Raw genomic sequence first — 19689 nt, forward strand, 5'->3', positions numbered from 1 at the left:
TGATGTTATAAGCATACTGTCTTTCTAAATTTAAAGCAATACCGTTAAAAACAGCTAACACTTATGAGCTTTATACTTACTAAAAAAATCACCATTACTACTCTCGCCTTAGGCCTATGTGCCTACACCCAAACCCGGGCGCAGCAAGTGCCGCAGCCACCTAAAATGGTACCCGAAATGACCGAGTTCTGGGAACCGGAGGTGCGCGTGATCACACCCGGAACAGGGATGGCGGCCCCCTCAGATGCCCTAGTTTTATTTGACGGCAAAAACCTGTCGCAGTGGAAAGCCAAAGGCGATGGCAGCGAAGCCAAATGGGCGGTAAAGGATAATGCATTTACCGTGGGCAAAGGCGATATCTCGACTAAAAAGGAATTCGGCGATTTCCAGCTCCATATCGAGTGGAACGCGCCTGACGAGGTGAAAGGCGAAAGCCAGGGCCGGGGCAACAGCGGCATCTTTCTGCAGGACCGCTACGAGGTGCAGGTGCTGGACTCCTACCACAACCGCACGTACGCCAATGGGCAGGCCGGCAGCGTGTATAAGCAGCACCCGCCGTTGGTAAATGCCATGCGCAAGCCAACCGAATGGAATGTGTACGACATCATTTATACAGCACCCCGCTTTAAGGAAGACGGGTCGGTGTTTACGCCAGCGCGCGTTACGGTGCTGCATAATGGGGTGCTGGTGCAAAACAACGTGGAGTTGAAAGGGCCGACCGAGTACATTGGCCTGCCCGCCTACAAGCCGCACGGCAAAGCGCCCATTACGTTGCAGGACCACGGCAACCCGGTTCAGTACCGCAACATCTGGGTAAGAGAACTATAATCGGACTGCCTTCCCAAACAATTGAAAACAACAAAGTATATCCTGGTTAGCATGGGCAAGCCAGGGTATACTTTACAATGCCTCAACCCGAGATGGTGGCATAGAACGGAACACCCGGCATGACACGTCTACAGCGTTGCCTCCTCCTTTTTTTCTGCTACTGCTAGCAATATGGCCTGCGTTGTAGACCAGACCCTTTCGTTTGCTGCCCCTGAAAACGGCTTTATCAGTTGGCTGCCTGCACCAAACTTAGAACAGGCGTGCCCGCCGGGCACAAAGGCTGGGGTAGCGAGGATGCAGCTGCACGGTCAGGTAGAACTGATACGCCTCCGCTGGGATGAAAAGCAGGTGCATATGACGCTACGTTCCGCTACATCACAGCTGCAGCTGCAGTTGCCCAAGCTCATCCCAAGTATAATAGTGACAGCCCGCAAAGCAGGAAAGCTGGAATCTGAATTTAGAACAACAATGTTCGCCTGCTTGCAGGTGGAGGATGTCAACCTGGCGATCACAATGCAGTAACAGCGAATGCATGGTGCTGCTCCAATACCAAGCCCTCTTGCGGAAACTGAAATTGCGCCGTGCCAGTGCTGCAGTTCGCAATTGGAAGGGTGCTTTTTGTTAAAGGAGCACGCTGGTTGCGCCTCAGGAAGCCAAGGCAGGTTGAGGCGGCACATCTACATACCTGAATAAAAAATGCCTTCTAAAGCCCTGTTAACGCACTGGTCCTACATTGGAAACATCTGATACCCCTGCCTTAGAGAACTCCTTTATACTTTAGATGCACCATTCAACCCGATATGAGGTGGATAAAGTATAGGCGAGGTTAGTGAGTACTTACCGGGCAACCGTAGGGGAGGAGCCTAGCAAGTATAGGCCAGGATATTTATGGTTCTTAAAGGTAAATGCATTGTTACTGCTGCATTTGATACCAGCTTTTCTGGATATGATATAAGGAGTGCTCATGAATGGCTCCGGCCTTTTTATACTTCGGACCGCCAGTCTGACTTAGTTAAGTTAAATCAATCATAAAGTATGGATAAAAATAAAGTATGGATAAAAGAGAAGCTGAAAGCATCATCAACTTAACGGGGTAAGCTGCTTGCCGCTCCCCTGACACCGCATCTAAACCAAAAACAAATCCTTTATAAAACTTAAAAGTATTTATGAAATATTTATACTACTTCAGGAAGCGCCTGCTTCACAGCCCCGGGCTTCCTTTCTTACCTGCCTGGCGGACTGTCCCGGTACTACTCACCCTCTTATTTCTTTGCAGCTTTGCGGGCTTTGCTCAGACAAAGCACAGCGTGAGCGGCAAAGTAACCTCTGCTGCTGACAACTCGGCCCTGCCGGGCGTGAGCATCGGGGTGAAAGGAACGGCCACAGGCGCTATCACCGATGCGAACGGTAACTTCACGGTACAGGCGGAAGACAATGCAGTGCTTATTGTGTCCTACATCGGTTTCAAAGCACAGGAAGTTCCGGTAAACGGCCGTTCCCAGGTAAATGTCAGCCTGGCTGTAGATCAGAAGGTGCTCGATGAGGTCGTGGTGACCGGCTATGGTGAGGTGAAGCGTGCAGAAGTAACCAGTGCCCAAACTACGATCAAGTCTGAAGAGATTCAGAAAACGGTAAACACAACGATCGAACAGGCCATTCAGGGCCGTGCGGCGGGCGTATATGTTACGCAGAACACCGGACAGCCAGGTGGCGGCATATCGGTAAACATCCGGGGCGTTAACTCTATCACAGGTTCTAACGAACCACTGTATGTGATTGATGGGGTGCAGATGCAACCCGGCAATATTGGGTATGGTGTTACCAGTTCCAGCAATCCGCTGGCTGGCCTAAACCCAGCCGACATTGAGTCTATGGAGATCCTGCAGGGGCCTTCGGCTACAGCCCTGTATGGTTCAAGAGGCACCAACGGCGTGGTGCTGATCACGACCAAGCGCGGCAAAGCCGGAGAAATGAAAGTGTCGTACGGTTATCTTTATTCCTTACAGGATAAACCTGAGGAATTAAAGACAATGAACCTGCGCCAGTATGCTGATATGCACAATATTATCAGAAGATTAACCGGAGGAACGCCAAATGTGGAGTTTGCAGATCCATCCATACTTGGAGAAGGGACTAACTGGCAGGAGGCTTTGTTTAAGACTGCGGCACTTAACAAGCACCAGCTAAGTGTAAGCGGCGGCAGCGACAAGACGCAGTTCTATCTATCAGGTGAATACTTTAACCAGGAAGGTGTGGCGCTGGGCTCTCAGTTTGACCGTTACTCGCTGCGCCTGAACGTGGATAACCAGACACGGAAGTGGTTAAAGGTGAGCACCAACCTGAGCGTGAACCAAACCAACGAAATGCTGGGCACCTCACAGGAAAATATCATTATCACAGCGTTGCAAATGGCGCCGAACGTGGCGGTCCGTAATCCTGATGGCTCGTGGGCCGGGCCGGACGAAAGTAACGGCAGCAGCCTGCAGTTTACGCCACTCAACCCCATTGCCATTGCAAACCTGGTTCAGAACGATCTTCAGAGAAGAGGCTTTATCGGCGGCATCAATGCAGCGATAGATATTATGAAAGGGCTGCAGTTCCGTACCTCACTCAACGGCAACGCGGGCTTTAATCAGTCTACTTATTTCAATCCGAACTATAAGTTAGGTGGTCAGCCCGCGCACGTAGCAACTTTATCAAAGAGCAGCGGAAGTAACACCTACTGGAACCTGAATGAATTGCTGGAGTACAAGCATGATTTTGCTAAGCACAGCTTTACCGTGATGGCGAGCCATGAAGCGCAGGCTTCAGATTGGCAGAACATCAATGGCTCCAGATCGGGCTTTGTTACCAACGAGGTGCCGGAACTCAACCTGGGTAACGCTCAGGGTCAAAGCAATGGCAGCGGCCGTGGCGATTGGGCCATGGAGTCTTACCTGGGAAGTGTAAACTACTCTTTTGCTGATAAATACATCTTGAAAGGTACAATCAGAGCAGATGGTTCTGCCAACTTCGGCCCTGAAAGCCGTTGGGGTTATTTCCCTTCTGTTTCTGCGGCGTGGCGTATTTCGGAAGAACCTTTCATGAAAAATAACCTGTCGGTGATCAATGAACTGAAGCTACGCTTCGAAACAGGTATCACCGGTAACCAGGGCAGTGGCGGTATTTATGGACCACTGGCATCTACCACTACGCCATGGGGCACCGGTTTTAGACTGGGCACCTATGGTAACCCGAACCTGCAGTGGGAGGAAACCCGCACCAACAACGTGGGCTTTAACCTGAATCTGTTTGCAAACCGCATCCAGTTAGAAGGTGACTTCTATGTGAAAAAGACAAATAACCTGCTGATGCAAAACCCGCTGCCTGATTACATGGGTACGGCTTCTGAAGGATCGATCGGTGCGCCGCAGGTAAACATTGGTGCTTTGCAGAACAAAGGCTATGCGCTATCTCTGAACACGATTAACGTGGATAAAGGAGGCTTTAGCTGGAATACGAACCTGAATGTGTCTGCCTTCCGAACCAAAGTAACGGAGTTCTATTCTGATGCCGCCATTATTGACCGGGTATCCTGGTGGATGGAAAACTGGACGCAGCGCGCTATAGTAGGAGAAGCCCCATGGTTGTTCCGTGGCTATATCCAGGAAGGTGTATTCCAGTCGTTGGAAGAAATCGAGAACAGTGCTGTTCCTGCTAACGCAAACGGCGAGCGCATGGAGATCAACGAGGCCTCCGGCGTTTGGGTAGGCGATACCAAATTCAAGGATCTGAACGGGGATAACATAATCGACGAAAAAGACCAGACCTTTATTGGCAATCCATGGCCGAAATTAACAATGGGCTTTACCAACACCTTTGCCTGGAAAGGCTTTGATGCCACACTGCTGATCACAGGTTCTTTCGGCAACGATATTTACAATTACGTGCGCTACGTGAACACGAACCCGAATAATATTAACCTGGGCCGCAACATGTTAGAAGACACCTATGACTATGCCAAAGTTGCCTATAACGCTGCCGGCGAGCCTTACCTGGAAAATCCGGGTACCAACGTGCCACGCATCAGCGGCCAGAATGCCAATAAGAACGGCGTACGCCATACCAGCGCTTATGTAGAAGACGGTTCTTATGTGCGGATTAAAAACCTGCAGATAGGGTATAATCTGCCGGCATCACTGCTGCGAAGATTAGCTGTTGTGCAGGGTGCCCGCCTTTCAGTGGGTGTGCAAAACCTGGCCACTTTTACCAAATACAAGGGTATGGACCCGGAAGTTGGTGCTTACGTGGGCAAAGAAGCACAGGCAAATTCCCAGTCGATAGGTGTTGACTTCGGTCGCTATCCTATCACCAGAATGTATACGGTAAGTGTGGGAGTAGATTTTTAAATCAAGTTGAAAAATGAACGTGATGAACAAAATGAAATATAAAGGATATTTAGCTTGCCTGGCTTTTTTAAGCTTCCTGACAGGCTGCGATAAGGAGTTTCTGGAGAGACCTCCGAAAGACAGAATTGTGGATGCCAACTATTACCAGACCGCAGAACAGGTTTTGGCCAGTACCACACCGCTTTACAACGTGGTATGGTTTGCCTATAACGACAAGGCATCGCATGGTATAGGTGATGCCCGGGGTGGTTTGCTTTATTCCGGTTCGTACCAGGCAGAGAACATCCGTATGAACACCACAGGTATAACCGGCGAAAACGGAAGCGCCTGGCGCGCCTTTTACAATGTGGTGGGGCAGGCAAATACGGCCATCACCAACATTAACCGCTATGCCCCGGCTTCAGTGCCGGAAGGTGTAAAGCAGTATGCCATAGGCGAAGGGCGCTTTATGCGCGGCCTGGCTTACTCTTACCTGGTGCAGAACTGGGACGCCGTGCCGATCATTGCCAACAATGAAACTGTACTGACTGATACAACCATTGCCCGGAATACTGTTGAAAGCGTTTGGGAGTTTATCATCCGGGATATTCGCTTTGCTGCCAAGGTATTACCGAATGCCTCGGTGGCAACTGGCCGCTTAAACAAGTGGGCGGCAGAAGGGATGCTGGCAAAGATGTTCCTGACCCGTGCCGGCGTTGGCCAGAACGGTACCCGGAACCAGACTGATCTAGATAGTGCGGCTTATTATGCCAAACGGGTGATTGATAATAGTGGCGCATCGCTGATGCCGAATTATGCCGACCTGTTCAAAACAGCGAATAATAACAATCAGGAAAGCCTGTTTGCCCTGCAGTGGAAGTATGATGGTGATTGGGGAACACAAAACAGCGTGCAGGCCTTTCTGGCGTATGGCTCGAGCCTGACAGGCTTCGGCGATGGCTGGGGCGGCGACATTGGTGCCTCGCTGTTTGCGCTGAACCAATACGAAGATCTGAACCAGGACAAACGCCGCAAGGCCACTTACATGTTGCCAGGCGATAATTACGACTATATCCATGAGATCGTGGATGAGAAAATCGTGCCGCTGCATGTGAGAACTGACAACAATAACCAGGCAGATTACCGATCCCGGGCTAGTGTGAAAAAGTATGTAGTGGGGCTGCCTTCCGACAACGCCGGTAAAGTGACCCAGCAGCACACCGAGATTAATACCTATATGCTGCGCCTGGCCGATGTATACCTGATCTATGCCGAAGCAGTTTTAGGCAATAATGCCTCCACTTCGGATGCGCTGGCCCTGCAGTATTTTAACGCCGTTCGTGCCAGAGCGGGCCTGGACCCGAAATCCTCCATCACCTGGGAGGATATTCACCGCGAGCGACTGGTGGAATTTGCCATGGAAGGGCAGGCGTGGTATGAGTTTACAAGATTACACTATTACAAACCGCAACTGGCTTACGACCTGCTGAGCTCTCAGGACAGAGGTTTATTCTGGGCTTATCCGAACGACAAGGCAAATGCAACCTCCTGGGATCTGGTGCCGCAATCCACCGCCATTTCCAGAACGGTTACTGTAAACTCCGGTAACTTCTTCCTGCCTTTGCCGGCTACCGAGTTATCACGGGCACCTAACTTACGCAAAGCACCGGTACCCTATAACTTCGATCAGAAATAACAGGATTCATCTTTAAAAGGCCTGCTGTTTGCAACCACAAACAGCAGGCTAAAAGAACATCATAAGCGATATTTATATGAAAAGAGATATATTTAAACCAATCTACAGCATCAGCTATAGGTTCTTATTTTTCCTGCTCGGCAGTATGCTGCTCCTCTCTTCCTGTGAGAAAGAGGAGGACGGAGAGCCGATCAAGGAATCCGCACCTCCAGTCATTCAGGGCATCCGTGTTCCTACAAAAGCTGACAGCACTTTTACCAAGTCAACGCTAGGAACTACGATTGTGATCATGGGAGATAATCTGGCGGGCACACAGGAAGTATACTTTAATGGCTACAAAGCGCCGGTAAATCCGGCTTACGCCACTAAGCAAAACCTGATTATCCGAATTCCGGATGAGGTGCCCACAGTAGCCACAAACCCCGATGTGCCAAATGAATTAAAGATCGTGAACTCAGCTGGTGAAACAACCTACGAGTTTCAGGTATTACCGCCTGCTCCGGTTGTAAGCAGCATCAGTAACGATTGGGCAAAGGCAGGCGAGAAGATTACCCTCTATGGCAGTTACTTTTATTTTGTGCAGGATGTTGTTTTTCCCGGCAAGGTTAGCGCAACGGAATATACCGCCAGCCCGGACGGAACAACCCTGACAGTGACCGTACCGGAAGGGGTGAACTATAACGACCCGGCTAATGCAGAGCTACGGGTTGAAACGCAAAGCGGACTTTCTGCTGTAAACAACAGGTTAAAGTTTAATGACCGAAACGGAATGATGGTTGACTGGGATACTCGGGTTACCTATTCTCCTTTTGGCCCGCTTAACTCTACCTGGGGCATTTCGGAAGATATGAGCAAAGTAACGGACGCCTTCCAGGGCATTGCGCCAGTTGATGGCAAGTATGGATTGGTGAACATGCCTATACTTGGTAACTGGAGCTGGGCAAACGCGAAGCTTGTGAACCTGGGTAATAATGATGCCAGTTTCAATGGCGGTAAACTTTTCCCTACAACCCCGGCCGAGCTTTATGATCCGGCTGCCTCACTGGCTAATTTTGAGCTGCGGGTAGAGATTGCTGCCACACAGCCCGTTGGTGATTTGCTGCTGCAGGTATGGCAGTCCAATAGCGGAAAGGATTTTGATACTGCCGTTCCGTTGAAGGATTTTGTGAAGTCTGCCGATGGAAAATGGTATACTGTCGCTGTGAACCTCGGAAACCTTGCAGCCGACAAAGGAGCTACCAAAATGGCGAAGTATGGTGACTTCACCAAGGCCACTGAACTTAGAGTATTGATTCAGAACCCGACTGCTGCCACAATCCCGACCACACTTGCGATTGATAATATCCGCATCGTCAACATCAACAAATAAGCATTACAATTGCCTTTAAAAAAGAAGCCCTGTAGATACTATAGGGCTTCTTTTTTAAAGGCAACTAAAATCATCAGGGTAATCCTGCTTAGTTGCTGCGTTTGGCAATTCCGAAGCCCGCACGAAATAAGGGGGCGAAACGAATCTGTTTATTATAAGTATGTCGTGCAAAATTTTATATTTGTCTGACCACAAAATTGCATGAGCGCCTCTTGTGCTGCCTGCTTAGTAGGCTACGCTTTCAGTAATAAGTTTCAGGTATACCTCACCGCGGTGCGCGATAGTATCGTTATCTGCAGTGAAGCCCGGATCGGAATGATCAAAATATACAACAGGGTGGGTAAACTGGTAGTCCAACAGCATATGAATGGAAAGACCGTCGTGCTCTCGCTGGCCGATCTGGCGCCCGGGGTATACTTTGTGCGGGCTGACCGGCACCGGGCTGCCGTGAAAGTTGTGAAAGAGTAACCCATAAGACGCCCTTAAAACCCATACATCCGCATACATGAAAAGACCTTTACTGATAATCGGATTCCTGCTCCTGGTGGGAGCGCTCCTGTGGGCGATCCTACCCGGGAAAAAGCCTGCTGCAGCGGGCCAGGACTGGCGCGAATATCTAGGTGGTCCCGGCCGAGACCATTATTCCTCCCTGCAGCAGATCACGCCGGAAAACGTGGCGCAGCTGGAAGTAGCCTGGGAGTACCATACCCGCGATTCGGGCCAGATCCAGTGCAACCCGATTATACTTGATGGCGTGCTCTACGGCATGACAGCCACCACGCAGCCTTTCGCGCTGGAGGCCGCCACCGGCAAAGAGCTCTGGCGAAAAAAGACGGAAGGCGCCGATGTGTTCAGTACCAGCCGTGGCCTGGTGTACTGGGAAAGTGGCAATGACAAACGCATTTTATATACTAACGGTCCCTGGCTTTATGCAGTGGATGCCCGCACGGGCAAGCCGGTAACTGGGTTTGGCGAAAACGGGCGCACCAGCCTGAAAGCCGGACTAGGCCCGACGGCAAAAGATAAAATGGTGATCTCCAACACGCCCGGCACGGTTTACGAAGACCTGATCATCATGCCGCTGCGGGTGTCGGAGGGCAACGATGCGGCCTTGGGGTACATCCAGGCGTTCAACATCCGGACAGGCAAGCTGGCCTGGGTATTTCATACGATTCCGCAACCCGGCGAGTATGGCTACGACACCTGGCCTAAAGAAGCTTACACCAATACCGAAGTGGGGGCTGCAAACAACTGGGCCGGCATGGCCATAGACCGGGAGCGCGCCATTGTTTTTGTGCCCACAGGCTCTCCTGCCTTCGACTTTTACGGCGGGAACCGGCTGGGGAGCAACCTGTTTGCCAATTGCCTACTGGCGCTCGATGCCCGCACGGGTAAGCGGCTGTGGCATTTCCAGTTCGTGCACCACGATATCCTGGACCGTGACCCGCCGGCTCCCCCAGTGCTGATGACGGTAACGCACGAAGGGAAGAAAAAGGACGTTGTGGTGCAGGTAACCAAGCAGGGCCTCACGTTCGTGTTTGACCGGGAATCCGGAGAGCCTGTTTTCCCGGTTAAAGAAAGTCCGGTGCCGGCCTCCGACGTGCCGGGAGAGCAAGCCTGGCCCACGCAGCCTTTCCCGACCAAACCGGCGCCGTTTGCCCGGCAGACTTTCCGGGAAGAAGATATCAGTCCGTTGGCAGAGAACCGGCAGGAACTGCTGGCCACTTTCCGTAAAAGCAGCTCCGAAGGAGCCTTTACGCCGCTCAGTTCTACAGGGACCATCATCTTTCCGGGGCTGGACGGCGGCGCAGAATGGGGCGGCGCTGCTGCCGATCCGGAAGGTATTCTGTATGTGAATAGCACCGAAATGCCGTGGCATATCAGCTTAAATACTGCTGTTCCAGAAGATGCCTTGACAGGTCTGCCTCCTGGCCAGCGTTTGTATGCTCTGAACTGCACCCAATGCCATGGGGCAGAGCGGAAAGGGAACCCGGCCAGTGGGTACCCGTCGCTGGTAAGTCTTAAAAGCAGCCTGAAACGGGAGCATGTGGCAAGCATCATTAGCAATGGCAAAGGCATGATGCCGGCCTTCAGCAAGTTGTCAGGAGATGAGAAAAAAGCGCTCGTGGCCTTTTTGTTCGGCGAAGAGAAAGGGCAGTCTGATGCACCCAAGGAGCCGGGGCAGGGAAAAGCAGCCGGCAAAAAGGACAAAGGCCCTTATCAGATCTCGGGCTATACGAAGTTCCTGGATGCAAAGGGCTACCCTGCGGTCAGTCCGCCCTGGGGCACGCTCAATGCCATTAACCTGAACACTGGCGAATATGTCTGGAAGATACCTTATGGCGAATACCCCGAACTGACTGCAAAAGGCATTCCGCAGACAGGCGCGGAAAGTTACGGCGGACCGGTCGTTACCGCTAGCGGGCTGCTGTTTATTGCCGGCACCAAAGATGGCAAACTCCGTGCGTACGATAAAAAGAACGGGAAGCTGCTCTGGGAAACCATACTTCCGGCAGCCGCCTTTGCCACGCCCAGCACCTATGAGGTAAACGGAAAGCAGTACCTCGTGATTGCCTGTGGCGGCACCAAGCTGGGCGCAAAAGGAGGCGATAGCTATGTGGCCTTCGCGCTGCCAGAGCAGGAAGCAAAGTAACATAATTGTGACTGCTACCCAGGCCGCAACATTTGCTGCTTCCGGACTTGCTGGTCCGGAAGACCTCTGCCGGGGATTTCCTAATCCCGTGTTGCAACTAACGCGGACTAGGAAATCCGCTTCAGGGATACTTTAGGACGAAGTAGTGCGAAACAGCTCAGGGAGCCGCAACATCTGCTACACGCCAGGGCTGATGACCAGTAGCAGCGCACCATCGCAAGCGGAGTATTGTGATCATTCTCTTGCTTGAATAGGGATAGCCTGTTTAAGAGAATGTAGAAGTATAATAAGCTGATATTATTGTAGTTTCCGTGCCTTATGCCTATTTTTAAAAGTCTCTACTATCTTACAATGCCCCCATTTAAACATACTTGCCTGCTCGTGGTGGCGGCCGTCCTTACCACCCTGCTTGGTGCCTGCAGCGAGCAATCCGCCCAAAACGGGGAGCCAGGCAAGACCGCGGCCGGCAGTACTCCGGCAGAAACCCTGTTCCACCTGCTGCCCTCCGATAAAACCCATATCACTTTTAGCAATACCCTGACGGAGAACCCCTATGGTAACATCCTCATGTACCAGTATTTTTATAATGGGGGAGGCGTGGCGGTAGGAGACCTGAACAACGACGGCTTGCAGGATATTTACTTTTCGGGCAACATGGTGCCCAATGCTCTTTACCTGAACAAAGGCAACATGCAGTTCGACAATGTGACGGCGCAGGCCGGAGTGGCGGGCAAAGCCTATGGCTGGAAAACGGGGGTAAGTATGGCCGACGTGAACGGAGACGGGTTGCTGGATATTTACGCCTGCTATTCGGGCAGTATGCCGGGCGAGGCGCGTGCCAACCAGTTGTTCATCAACAAAGGGAATGATAAAAGCGGACTGCCGGTTTTTGAAGACCAGGCACCGCAATATAGCCTGGCCGACTCGTCTTTTACGACAAACGCCCTCTTTTTTGATTATGACCTAGACAGCGACCTGGACATGTTTTTGCTCAACCATAACCCGGCACAGTTCAATAACCTGGACGATGTGAAGATTGGCCAGATACTGCAGAAAACAGATGCCAATATCCGGGTAAAGCTGTACAAAAACGAGCAGGGCCATTTTAGGGATGTGTCTGATAAAGCGGGGTTGGCGGGCTCTGCTTTTACGTATGCACTGGGCGCCGGGGTAGCCGATATCAACCAGGATGGCTGGCCCGATATTTACCTGACCAACGACTACTCGGCCCCCGATTACCTGTACATAAACAACGGCGACGGCACCTTCACCGACAGGCTGCCCCAAAGCATGGGGCACACCTCGCTCTACTCCATGGGCAACGACGTGGCCGATATCAACAACGATGGCCTGCCCGATGTGTTTGCCGTGGATATGCTGCCGGAAGACAATCGCCGGCAAAAGCTGCTGTTTGCGCCCGACAATTACGAGTACTTCAACATGCTGCTGCGGGTTGGTTTTAACCATCAGTACATGCGCAACATGCTGCAGCTCAACAACGGCGATGGCACCTTTAGCGAGATCGGCCAGCTTACGGGCATCTCCAATACCGACTGGAGCTGGGCGCCGCTGTTTGCCGATTATGACAACGATGGCTGGAAAGACCTTTTTGTAAGCAACGGCTTTCTGCGCGACTTCACCAACCTGGACTTCATCAAGTATAAAAGCTCTTTTTTTCAGAGCGGCCAGATGAACATGGCCCGCATACTTGATGTGGTTAAAAAGATCCCTGCCTCCAACGTTAAAAACTATATCTATAAAAATAACGGCAACCTGACCTTCAGCAACCAGGTGGCAGCGTGGGGGCTTGATGCGGCTTCCAACAGCAATGGCGCCGCTTACGCTGACCTGGATAACGACGGCGACCTGGACTTGGTGATGAACAACCTCAACCAAACGGCCTTTGTGTACCAGAACCAGGCTGAAAAACAGCTACAGCATCATTACCTGCAGCTTACATTGGCGGGTGCGGGCAAAAACACGGCTGGGATCGGTGCAAAAGTGACGCTGTACGCGCAGGGGCAGCAGCAATACCAGGAGCAGATGCCCGCCAGAGGGTACCAGTCGAGCGTGCCGGCGGTGCTGCATTTTGGGCTGGGTAAGTATAACGTTGTAGATTCGGTGCGGGTAGTATGGCCCAGTGGCCGGCAACAGGTGCTGCGCGATGTAAAAGCCGGGCAGGTGCTGGCCGTACAGGAAAAGAATGCCGGCAGCAAGTATAAATTGCCAAAGCCTGCTGCTCCTGGCTTCACGGAGGTGAGATCGCCGGTAGCATTTGCCCATCAGAAAAATACCCTGAATGATTTCAAGCGGCAGCCTCTGCTGGTAAACCCGGTTTCGTTTGCAGGGCCTTGCCTGGTAAAAGCCGACGTGAACGGCGATGGGCTGGAGGATGTGTTTGCCGGCGGCACGCAAGGGCAGGCAGGCATCTTATACTTGCAGAGTCGTAACGGAAGCTTCATTGAAAAACCGCAGGCTGCTTTCCAGGCCGATAAAATGAGTGAAGACGTGGATGCCCTTTTCTTCGATGCCAACAACGACGGCAAGCCGGACCTGTACGTTTGCAGCGGCGGCTATAGCAACTTTATGCCGGACGATGCCCTGCTGCAGGACCGGTTATACCTCAACGACGGCAAAGGCAATTTTGCAAAAAGCCCGGCGGCGCTGCCTGTTATGTACTCCAGCACCAGTTGCGCCCGGGCAGCCGATCTAAACGGCGACGGAAGTATGGATTTGTTTGTAGGTGGCCGGGTGATACCGGGGCGCTACCCGGAAGCACCAAGAAGCTACGTGCTGCTAAACGATGGCAATGGCCACTTCAAAGATGTGACGGCTACGGTGGCTCCGCAGCTGCAGCACATCGGCATGGTGACCGATGCCGGCTGGCACGATCTGAATGGCGATAAAAAGCTGGAGCTGGTGGTGGTAGGGGAGTGGATGCCGGTAACGGTATTTAAAAATGTAAACGGCAAACTCACAAACGCTACAAGTTCATACTTCGACAAGGCATCTACCGGCTGGTGGAACAAGCTGCTGATCGGCGACTTTAACCAGGATGGCCGGCCAGACCTGGTGGTAGGTAACCAGGGACAGAACGCGCAAGTACGGGCTACCCAGAAAGAACCTGCCGAACTATACTACAAGGATTTTGACGACAACGGCTCCGTGGATCCGATCCTGTGCTTCTACATCAAAGGCAAAAGCTATCCCTATGTTACGCGCGACGAACTGCTGGACCAGCTGAGCATGATGCGGACGCGCTTTGCTGATTACGCCAGCTATGCAGATGCAACCTTGTCCGATATTTTCTCCCGGCAGGAGCTCAGCGGCGCTGGCCGGCTGACGGCAAACAACCTGAAAACCGCATACTTTGAAGGTGGCGCCAGCGGCAGGTTCTCGCAGAAGAATCTGCCTATAGAAGTGCAGTTCTCGCCTGTGTTTGCTATTAGCACCCTGGACTATAACCACGACGGCAGGCCTGATTTGCTGCTGGGCGGTAACATCAGCCAGGCCCGTCTGCGCTTTGGCAAGTATGACGCCAGCTATGGCACCCTGCTGCAATCCAACGGCGACGGCACGTTTACTTATGTCCCACAGTCCAGGTCGGGCTTGTGCGTTAAAGGCGATGTACGCAGCATCCTGACGCTGAACAATACGGTGCTTTTCGGGATGAACCAGGGAAGTATAAAAGCCTATAAATTAAAGCCGTGATGCGACAGGTGCTCATTTTTATACTTGCGGCAGTAACCTGCTTTGGCTGCACCCGACCTACGCAGGAGCAGCCGCCCTTCAGCAGCGAAGCCATCAGCCAGGTAACCGCCACAATGACGGACCTGATGGTGAACGATGTGACAAACCCGCCGCTTGCTGCCCGTTTCTTTGCCTATACTTGCCTTGCCGGCTACCAGGTGGTTGCGCAGCACGACTCCACGTTGCAGCCGATGCACGGTGTTCTGAACGGGTTTCCGGAAATAGAAAAACCGCCCGTTACGGCTTATTCCTACCAGGTGAGCGCCCTGCTGGCCATGATAGAGACAGCCAAAAAACTGCAACCCTCCGGTGCGCTGATGGACGCCTACGAACGGCGCTTCCTGGACTCGTGTCGCACCAGCGGTATGGATGCGGAAGTGGTGAATAACTCGCTGGCCTATGCCCAAAGTATAAGCGGGCAGGTGCTGGCCTACGCCAAAGCCGACAAGTATAACCGCATCAGCAACTACCCGCGCTACACGCCCAAAGAGGAGGAGGGCAGCTGGTTCCCGACACCGCCGGGATTTTTTGCACCTGTAGAGCCATACTTCAACACCATCCGGCCGTTCACCCTGGATTCCAGCGCGCAGTTTAAACCGGCGCCGCCCGTAGCGTTCTCCACTGATAAGCAATCGGATTTTTACAAGCTGCTGCTGCAGGTATATGAGCAGGGCAGGAACCTTTCGGAAGAACACCACCGAATCGCGGCTTTCTGGGACTGCAACCCGTTTGCCCTGCAGGACAATGGCCACCTGATGACGGGGATGAAAAAAATCTCGCCGGGTGCCCACTGGATAGGTATCACCGGAATCGCCTGCAAGCAGGCAAACAAAAGCTTTGCGGAAGCCATGCAGATCAACACCCTGGTAGCCGTGGCCCTGGTGGACGGGTTTATCAGTTGCTGGGACGAGAAATTCCGCAGTAACCGCATCCGTCCCGAAACAGCCATCCGCAAGTATGTGGACCCTACCTGGGAGCCACTGCTGCAAACGCCTCCTTTCCCGGAATACCTGAGCGGGCATTCCACGGTTTCGGCCGCCTCGGCTGTGATCCTGACCCACTTTTTTGGGGATAACTTTCATTATACAGATACTGTGGAAGAACGCTATGGCCTGGAAGCCCGGCAGTTCTCCTCTTTTCACCAGGCCGCGCAAGAGGCTGCTATTTCGCGATTGTATGGCGGCATCCACTACCAGGATGCCATCGACAACGGCCTGGAGCAGGGCCTGCAGGTAGGCGCCTGGGTATTGCATAAAGTAGAGAAAGTGCCTAATGCTGAAAAGGTTGCGCAGCGGTAAGTGGAAGTGTAAGGGCTCTTAGCCGTTTTCGGTCTCGGAAAGTGTAAGTATAAATCGGGTTTCTCTCAGAGACTGATATGCGCATCATTTCCATACCTGATGCAAGCCTCACATAGAGCCGGAGTACTGGCGGTTACAAGTATAAACAAGGGATGGCTTGCCCATACCGGCGTATACTTAACCTGGCGGTCCCACATCCGAAACATTTGATGCCTTTAGATGGCGTGCTATCTGCTTATCTTGCCTGCTGTAATCTGAGCAACCATGCAAATTTTCTACAAAACAATAGGGGGACTGCTCCTGTGCCTTTCCGCCTCGTGCGTGTCGGCGCAAAAACAGCAGAAGGCGCAGCAGGCACAGGAACAGATCCGGCTCAACCAACTCGGTTTTTACCCGGCAGCATCCAAAATAGCTGTGGTGGTGGGTGAGAATCAAGGCGGTAAATTTTACCTCAAGACCGCTGATCGCTCCAAAACCGTTTATACCGGCACGCTTTCCGATATGAAAGCAGCCGAGTTTTCAGGCAGGCCCACGCGCATTGCTGATTTCAGTAGCTATACCAAACCGGGTACCTATGTGCTGGAGATCCCGGGGTTGGGCCGTTCCTATACTTTTGAGATAAAGCCCGACGTGCACCGGGCGCTTGCTGCCGCTGCCATAAAGGGCTTTTACTACCAGCGCATGTCCACGGACCTGCCGGAGCAGTATGCGGGCAAATGGCACCGCCCGGCCGGTCACCCCGACAATAACGTCCTGGTGCATCCTGCCGCGGCTTCGGCCGGGCGCCCGGCTGGTACGGTGATCGCCTCGCCCAGGGGCTGGTACGATGCCGGCGATTACAACAAGTATGTCGTTAACAGCGGCATTACCATGGGCACCCTGCTCTCGGCATACGAAGACTTTCCGCTATACTATAAAGCTCAAAATCTGAACATCCCCGAAAGCAAAAACACGGTGCCCGACCTGCTGGATGAGGCCCTCTGGAACCTGCGCTGGATGTTGACTATGCAGGACCCCGCCGATGGTGGCGTATACCACAAACTTACCAACCCTGTTTTTGATGGCATGGTGATGCCCGACCAAGCTACTAAGCCCCGCTACGTGGTGCAGAAAGGCACAGCCGCTACGCTCGATTTTGCAGCGGTGATGGCGCAGGCCTGTCGTGTTTTCAGGGAGTACGAAAAGGAACTACCCGGCCTCTCAGATTCATGCCTGACAGCAGCCACCAGCGCCTGGGCCTGGGCACAGCAAAACCCCGATGTGGTGTATGACCAGGAGGCGATGAACAAGCAGTTTGACCCGGATGTAACCACCGGCGCGTACGGCGACAAAGACTTTGGCGACGAGCGGATCTGGGCGGCGGCTGAGTTATACACCACTACCAAGGATGACAGCTACTACAAGGCCGTGAACATGCTGCCCGATACCAAAATGCCGCTGCCCTCGTGGGCGCAGGTGCGGCTGCTGGGCTACTATACCTTGCTCCGGCACAGCAGCAATCTCACGCCGGCTGCAGGCAAAGACCTCCCGGAAATAAAGAAACGCCTGCAGCAGTTTGCCGACCAATTGCTGGACGGTGCTGCCGCCAATGCCTACAAAACGGCCATGGGCAAAGTTAAAGAAGATTATATATGGGGCAGCAGCGCGGTGGCAGCCAACCAAGGCATAGCGCTTGTGCAGGCCTATACCCAGACTGGGAACAAGCACTACCTGCAGGCCGCGCTCGCAAACCTGGATTACCTGCTGGGCCGCAACGCCGTGGGCTATAGTTTTGTAACGGGCTTTGGCGATAAAGCCACCATGCACCCGCACCACCGGCCCTCCATTGCCGATGGCATTGCGGAGCCTGTGCCGGGGCTGCTTTCAGGCGGCACCAACGCCAACGCGCCCCGCCAGGATAACTGCAAAGGCTACACGGCTACGGCTCCCGACGAAATGTACCTCGATGACGACTGCTCGTATGCCTCCAACGAGATCGCCATCAACTGGAATGCGCCGCTGGTCTATCTGGCCGGTGCGCTGGAGGCCCTGCAGCAAAAAGCAGGAATGTCGGGTGCAGCGAAATAGAACAAAGGCAAGGTGAGTTGATGAAAAGGGAGGCGCAGGTTTATACCGGTGCCTTCTTTTTTTATCTACCTGCGCGCTCAACGATGCTGCAAAACTGGGTTCGTAGTATAAAAGCCTCCTACGATCCTAAGTCTGGGTAGATGAGCTGGAAACTAGCAGGTATGATCGCGATTGAATCCTCAAAGTGAAACAAAAACTTGCCTGTGTCTGGTGCAAGGGCATCAGTCTAAAGCTGCCAACTTGAACCGGAATTAAACAAAAGCGCCGCAGCATAAGAGAATGCTGCGGCGCTTTTGTTTAAGTATGAATTTAGCAAAGCAATATAGCTGCCGGAATTTTAGAAGTTTAAGGCGCCTGCTATCTCTTTCAGATCCACCTCGGCCAGCTTCGCTTGGTAAAGGGCATTGCTGTAGCGCACGGTGGCGTTTACATAATTGAGCTGCGCATCCCGCACTTCGATGGGCGTGATACTGCCCAACCGGAATTTATCGAGCGTAATGTCCAGGTTCTGCTTGGCAATCCGCTGATTTCGCTCTTCCAGGTTTACCAGGCTCAGGTTGGTCTGGTAGGTTTCAAACGCCGTGGCCAGCTGGGCTTTTATACTTACCTGTAGCTGCTCATACTGCAGTTGGGCGTTGTCGATCAGGATAGCAGCATTTCGCTCGTTCTTCTTTTGCAGAAAGCCGTTAAAAACATTCACCGAGGCTGATACGCCATAGTTTAAACCCCGGCCCGTGGTTTGGGTGGCAAAGCCCAGCGCCGATTCTGACCGGTTAAAATTATAGCCCGAGTTGAGGTTGATGGTCGGGAAGCGGTTCGCTTTTACCTGCTTCAGATCCAGGGCAGCCACTCTGCGGTTGATAAGGGCAGCCTGCAGCGCCGGGTTCTGCTGCGTGGCCTGCTCGGCCAGTTGCCCCAGCGTGAGTTGGTCGTCGATGGTCACCGAATCCACAACTTTGAACGCCGTGGTCACTTCGCGGGCCAGTTGCTCATTTAACTGGGTCTGGGTGTTACGATACAGCTGGCGTTGGCGAAGCAGATTGGTGGTGTCGGTGTTAAAATCCACCTGGGCATTAAGCACTTCCAGCCGGGCGGCTTTTCCGATCTGGAACCTGTTCTGCGCCGTTTCTACGCGTAAGCGCGAAATGGCCACAGCGGTATCCAGAGCCCGGAGCTGCTGTTGTTGCTGCACCAAATCGTAATAGATCGTGATCACATCGCCTACCTTGGTGAGCACCGTGTTTTGCAGTTGCGCCTCGCCCAGCTTCTGCAATTCTTTGAGCTGGTCGTAGCGGGCAAACATGCCAAAGCCATCAAAAACGGTCCATGTCAGGCCCACGCCATAATTCAGGCTCGAGCCTTTGGCGCCGTTCCGCTCGGTCACTTCGCCGGTAGCCCGCGTCTGGGAGCTGTTTTGCAGCGTGTTGTTGTTGGTTAAGGTAGCGCCCACCACCGGCAGCATGCCGGCATTGGCGCGGTTCACATTATTCTGGTCGATCTTGAGCTCATTTGAAACCAGCTTGATGTCATAGTTTCGTTCCAACGCAATTCGTACCGCCTCTTCCAGCGTCAAGGTTTCCTGTGCAAAGGTCTTTTGGGTGATCAGCAAAAATGAACAAAAAAGAAAGCCCAGGAGCACGATGTTATGCTTCATATAATTG

Annotated in this window: 11 protein-coding genes; 10 read left to right on the forward strand and 1 reads right to left on the reverse strand. The window is 52.8% G+C overall.

Annotated features, from left to right (window positions below):
* Nucleotides 1-63 precede the first annotated feature (63 nt).
* The 10 genes from LWL52_RS02180 to LWL52_RS02225 all read left to right on the forward strand — a co-directional run bounded on the left by LWL52_RS02180 (nucleotide 64) and on the right by LWL52_RS02225 (nucleotide 18028).
* On the forward strand, nucleotides 64-828 hold the full coding sequence (locus LWL52_RS02180; protein ID WP_242916488.1) for a 3-keto-disaccharide hydrolase: 765 nt from the start codon (nucleotides 64-66) through the stop codon (nucleotides 826-828).
* Between the two features lie 171 nt (nucleotides 829-999).
* Nucleotides 1000-1350: a hypothetical protein gene (locus LWL52_RS02185; RefSeq protein WP_242916489.1), complete on the forward strand. Its 351-nt coding sequence runs from the start codon at nucleotides 1000-1002 to the stop codon at nucleotides 1348-1350.
* Between the two features lie 644 nt (nucleotides 1351-1994).
* Nucleotides 1995-5216, forward strand: coding sequence for a SusC/RagA family TonB-linked outer membrane protein (locus LWL52_RS02190; protein WP_242916490.1), 3222 nt, complete (start codon nucleotides 1995-1997; stop codon nucleotides 5214-5216).
* 22 nt (nucleotides 5217-5238) lie between these two features.
* Nucleotides 5239-6891: a RagB/SusD family nutrient uptake outer membrane protein gene (locus tag LWL52_RS02195; RefSeq protein WP_242916492.1), complete on the forward strand. Its 1653-nt coding sequence runs from the start codon at nucleotides 5239-5241 to the stop codon at nucleotides 6889-6891.
* Between the two features lie 76 nt (nucleotides 6892-6967).
* Nucleotides 6968-8260 (forward strand): glycan-binding surface protein, encoded by a 1293-nt coding sequence (locus LWL52_RS02200; protein ID WP_242916494.1) that lies wholly within the window; start codon nucleotides 6968-6970, stop codon nucleotides 8258-8260.
* A gap of 201 nt (nucleotides 8261-8461) precedes the next feature.
* Nucleotides 8462-8728, forward strand: a complete 267-nt coding sequence (locus LWL52_RS20490; RefSeq protein ID WP_255748258.1) for a T9SS type A sorting domain-containing protein — start codon at nucleotides 8462-8464, stop codon at nucleotides 8726-8728.
* A 37-nt stretch (nucleotides 8729-8765) separates the two neighbouring features.
* Complete coding sequence (locus tag LWL52_RS02210; RefSeq protein ID WP_242916498.1) at nucleotides 8766-10913, forward strand: outer membrane protein assembly factor BamB family protein; 2148 nt, start codon at nucleotides 8766-8768, stop codon at nucleotides 10911-10913.
* A 351-nt stretch (nucleotides 10914-11264) separates the two neighbouring features.
* Entirely contained in the window at nucleotides 11265-14624 is a 3360-nt protein-coding gene (locus tag LWL52_RS02215) for a VCBS repeat-containing protein (RefSeq protein ID WP_242916501.1), read from the forward strand.
* Complete coding sequence (locus LWL52_RS02220; protein WP_242920633.1) at nucleotides 14624-15961, forward strand: vanadium-dependent haloperoxidase; 1338 nt, start codon at nucleotides 14624-14626, stop codon at nucleotides 15959-15961. Before LWL52_RS02215 ends, LWL52_RS02220 begins: the two co-directional genes overlap by 1 nt.
* Nucleotides 15962-16225: 264 nt before the next feature.
* Entirely contained in the window at nucleotides 16226-18028 is a 1803-nt protein-coding gene (locus LWL52_RS02225; protein WP_242916504.1) for a glycoside hydrolase family 9 protein, read from the forward strand.
* A 337-nt stretch (nucleotides 18029-18365) separates the two neighbouring features.
* On the opposite strand, the gene LWL52_RS02230 is transcribed toward LWL52_RS02225, so the two are convergent.
* Nucleotides 18366-19682 carry a TolC family protein gene (locus LWL52_RS02230; RefSeq protein ID WP_242916506.1) on the reverse strand — a complete coding sequence of 439 codons (1317 nt, stop codon included), beginning with the start codon at nucleotides 19680-19682 and terminating at the stop codon, nucleotides 18366-18368.
* Nucleotides 19683-19689 lie beyond the last annotated feature (7 nt).

The sequence above is a fragment of the Pontibacter liquoris genome, assembly GCF_022758235.1.
Taxonomy (GTDB): domain Bacteria; phylum Bacteroidota; class Bacteroidia; order Cytophagales; family Hymenobacteraceae; genus Pontibacter; species Pontibacter liquoris.

Excerpts from the sequence above, each read along its gene's own strand:
- LWL52_RS02180 (WP_242916488.1), top strand. The coding sequence starts at position 64 with ATGAGCTTTATACTTACTAAAAAAATCACCATTACTACTCTCGCCTTA.
- LWL52_RS02185 (WP_242916489.1), top strand. The coding sequence starts at position 1,000 with ATGGCCTGCGTTGTAGACCAGACCCTTTCGTTTGCTGCCCCTGAAAAC.
- LWL52_RS02190 (WP_242916490.1), top strand. The coding sequence starts at position 1,995 with ATGAAATATTTATACTACTTCAGGAAGCGCCTGCTTCACAGCCCCGGG.
- LWL52_RS02195 (WP_242916492.1), top strand. The coding sequence starts at position 5,239 with ATGAACAAAATGAAATATAAAGGATATTTAGCTTGCCTGGCTTTTTTA.
- LWL52_RS02200 (WP_242916494.1), top strand. The coding sequence starts at position 6,968 with ATGAAAAGAGATATATTTAAACCAATCTACAGCATCAGCTATAGGTTC.
- LWL52_RS20490 (WP_255748258.1), top strand. The coding sequence starts at position 8,462 with ATGAGCGCCTCTTGTGCTGCCTGCTTAGTAGGCTACGCTTTCAGTAAT.
- LWL52_RS02210 (WP_242916498.1), top strand. The coding sequence starts at position 8,766 with ATGAAAAGACCTTTACTGATAATCGGATTCCTGCTCCTGGTGGGAGCG.
- LWL52_RS02215 (WP_242916501.1), top strand. The coding sequence starts at position 11,265 with ATGCCCCCATTTAAACATACTTGCCTGCTCGTGGTGGCGGCCGTCCTT.
- LWL52_RS02220 (WP_242920633.1), top strand. The coding sequence starts at position 14,624 with ATGCGACAGGTGCTCATTTTTATACTTGCGGCAGTAACCTGCTTTGGC.
- LWL52_RS02225 (WP_242916504.1), top strand. The coding sequence starts at position 16,226 with ATGCAAATTTTCTACAAAACAATAGGGGGACTGCTCCTGTGCCTTTCC.
- LWL52_RS02230 (WP_242916506.1), bottom strand. The coding sequence starts at position 19,682 with ATGAAGCATAACATCGTGCTCCTGGGCTTTCTTTTTTGTTCATTTTTG.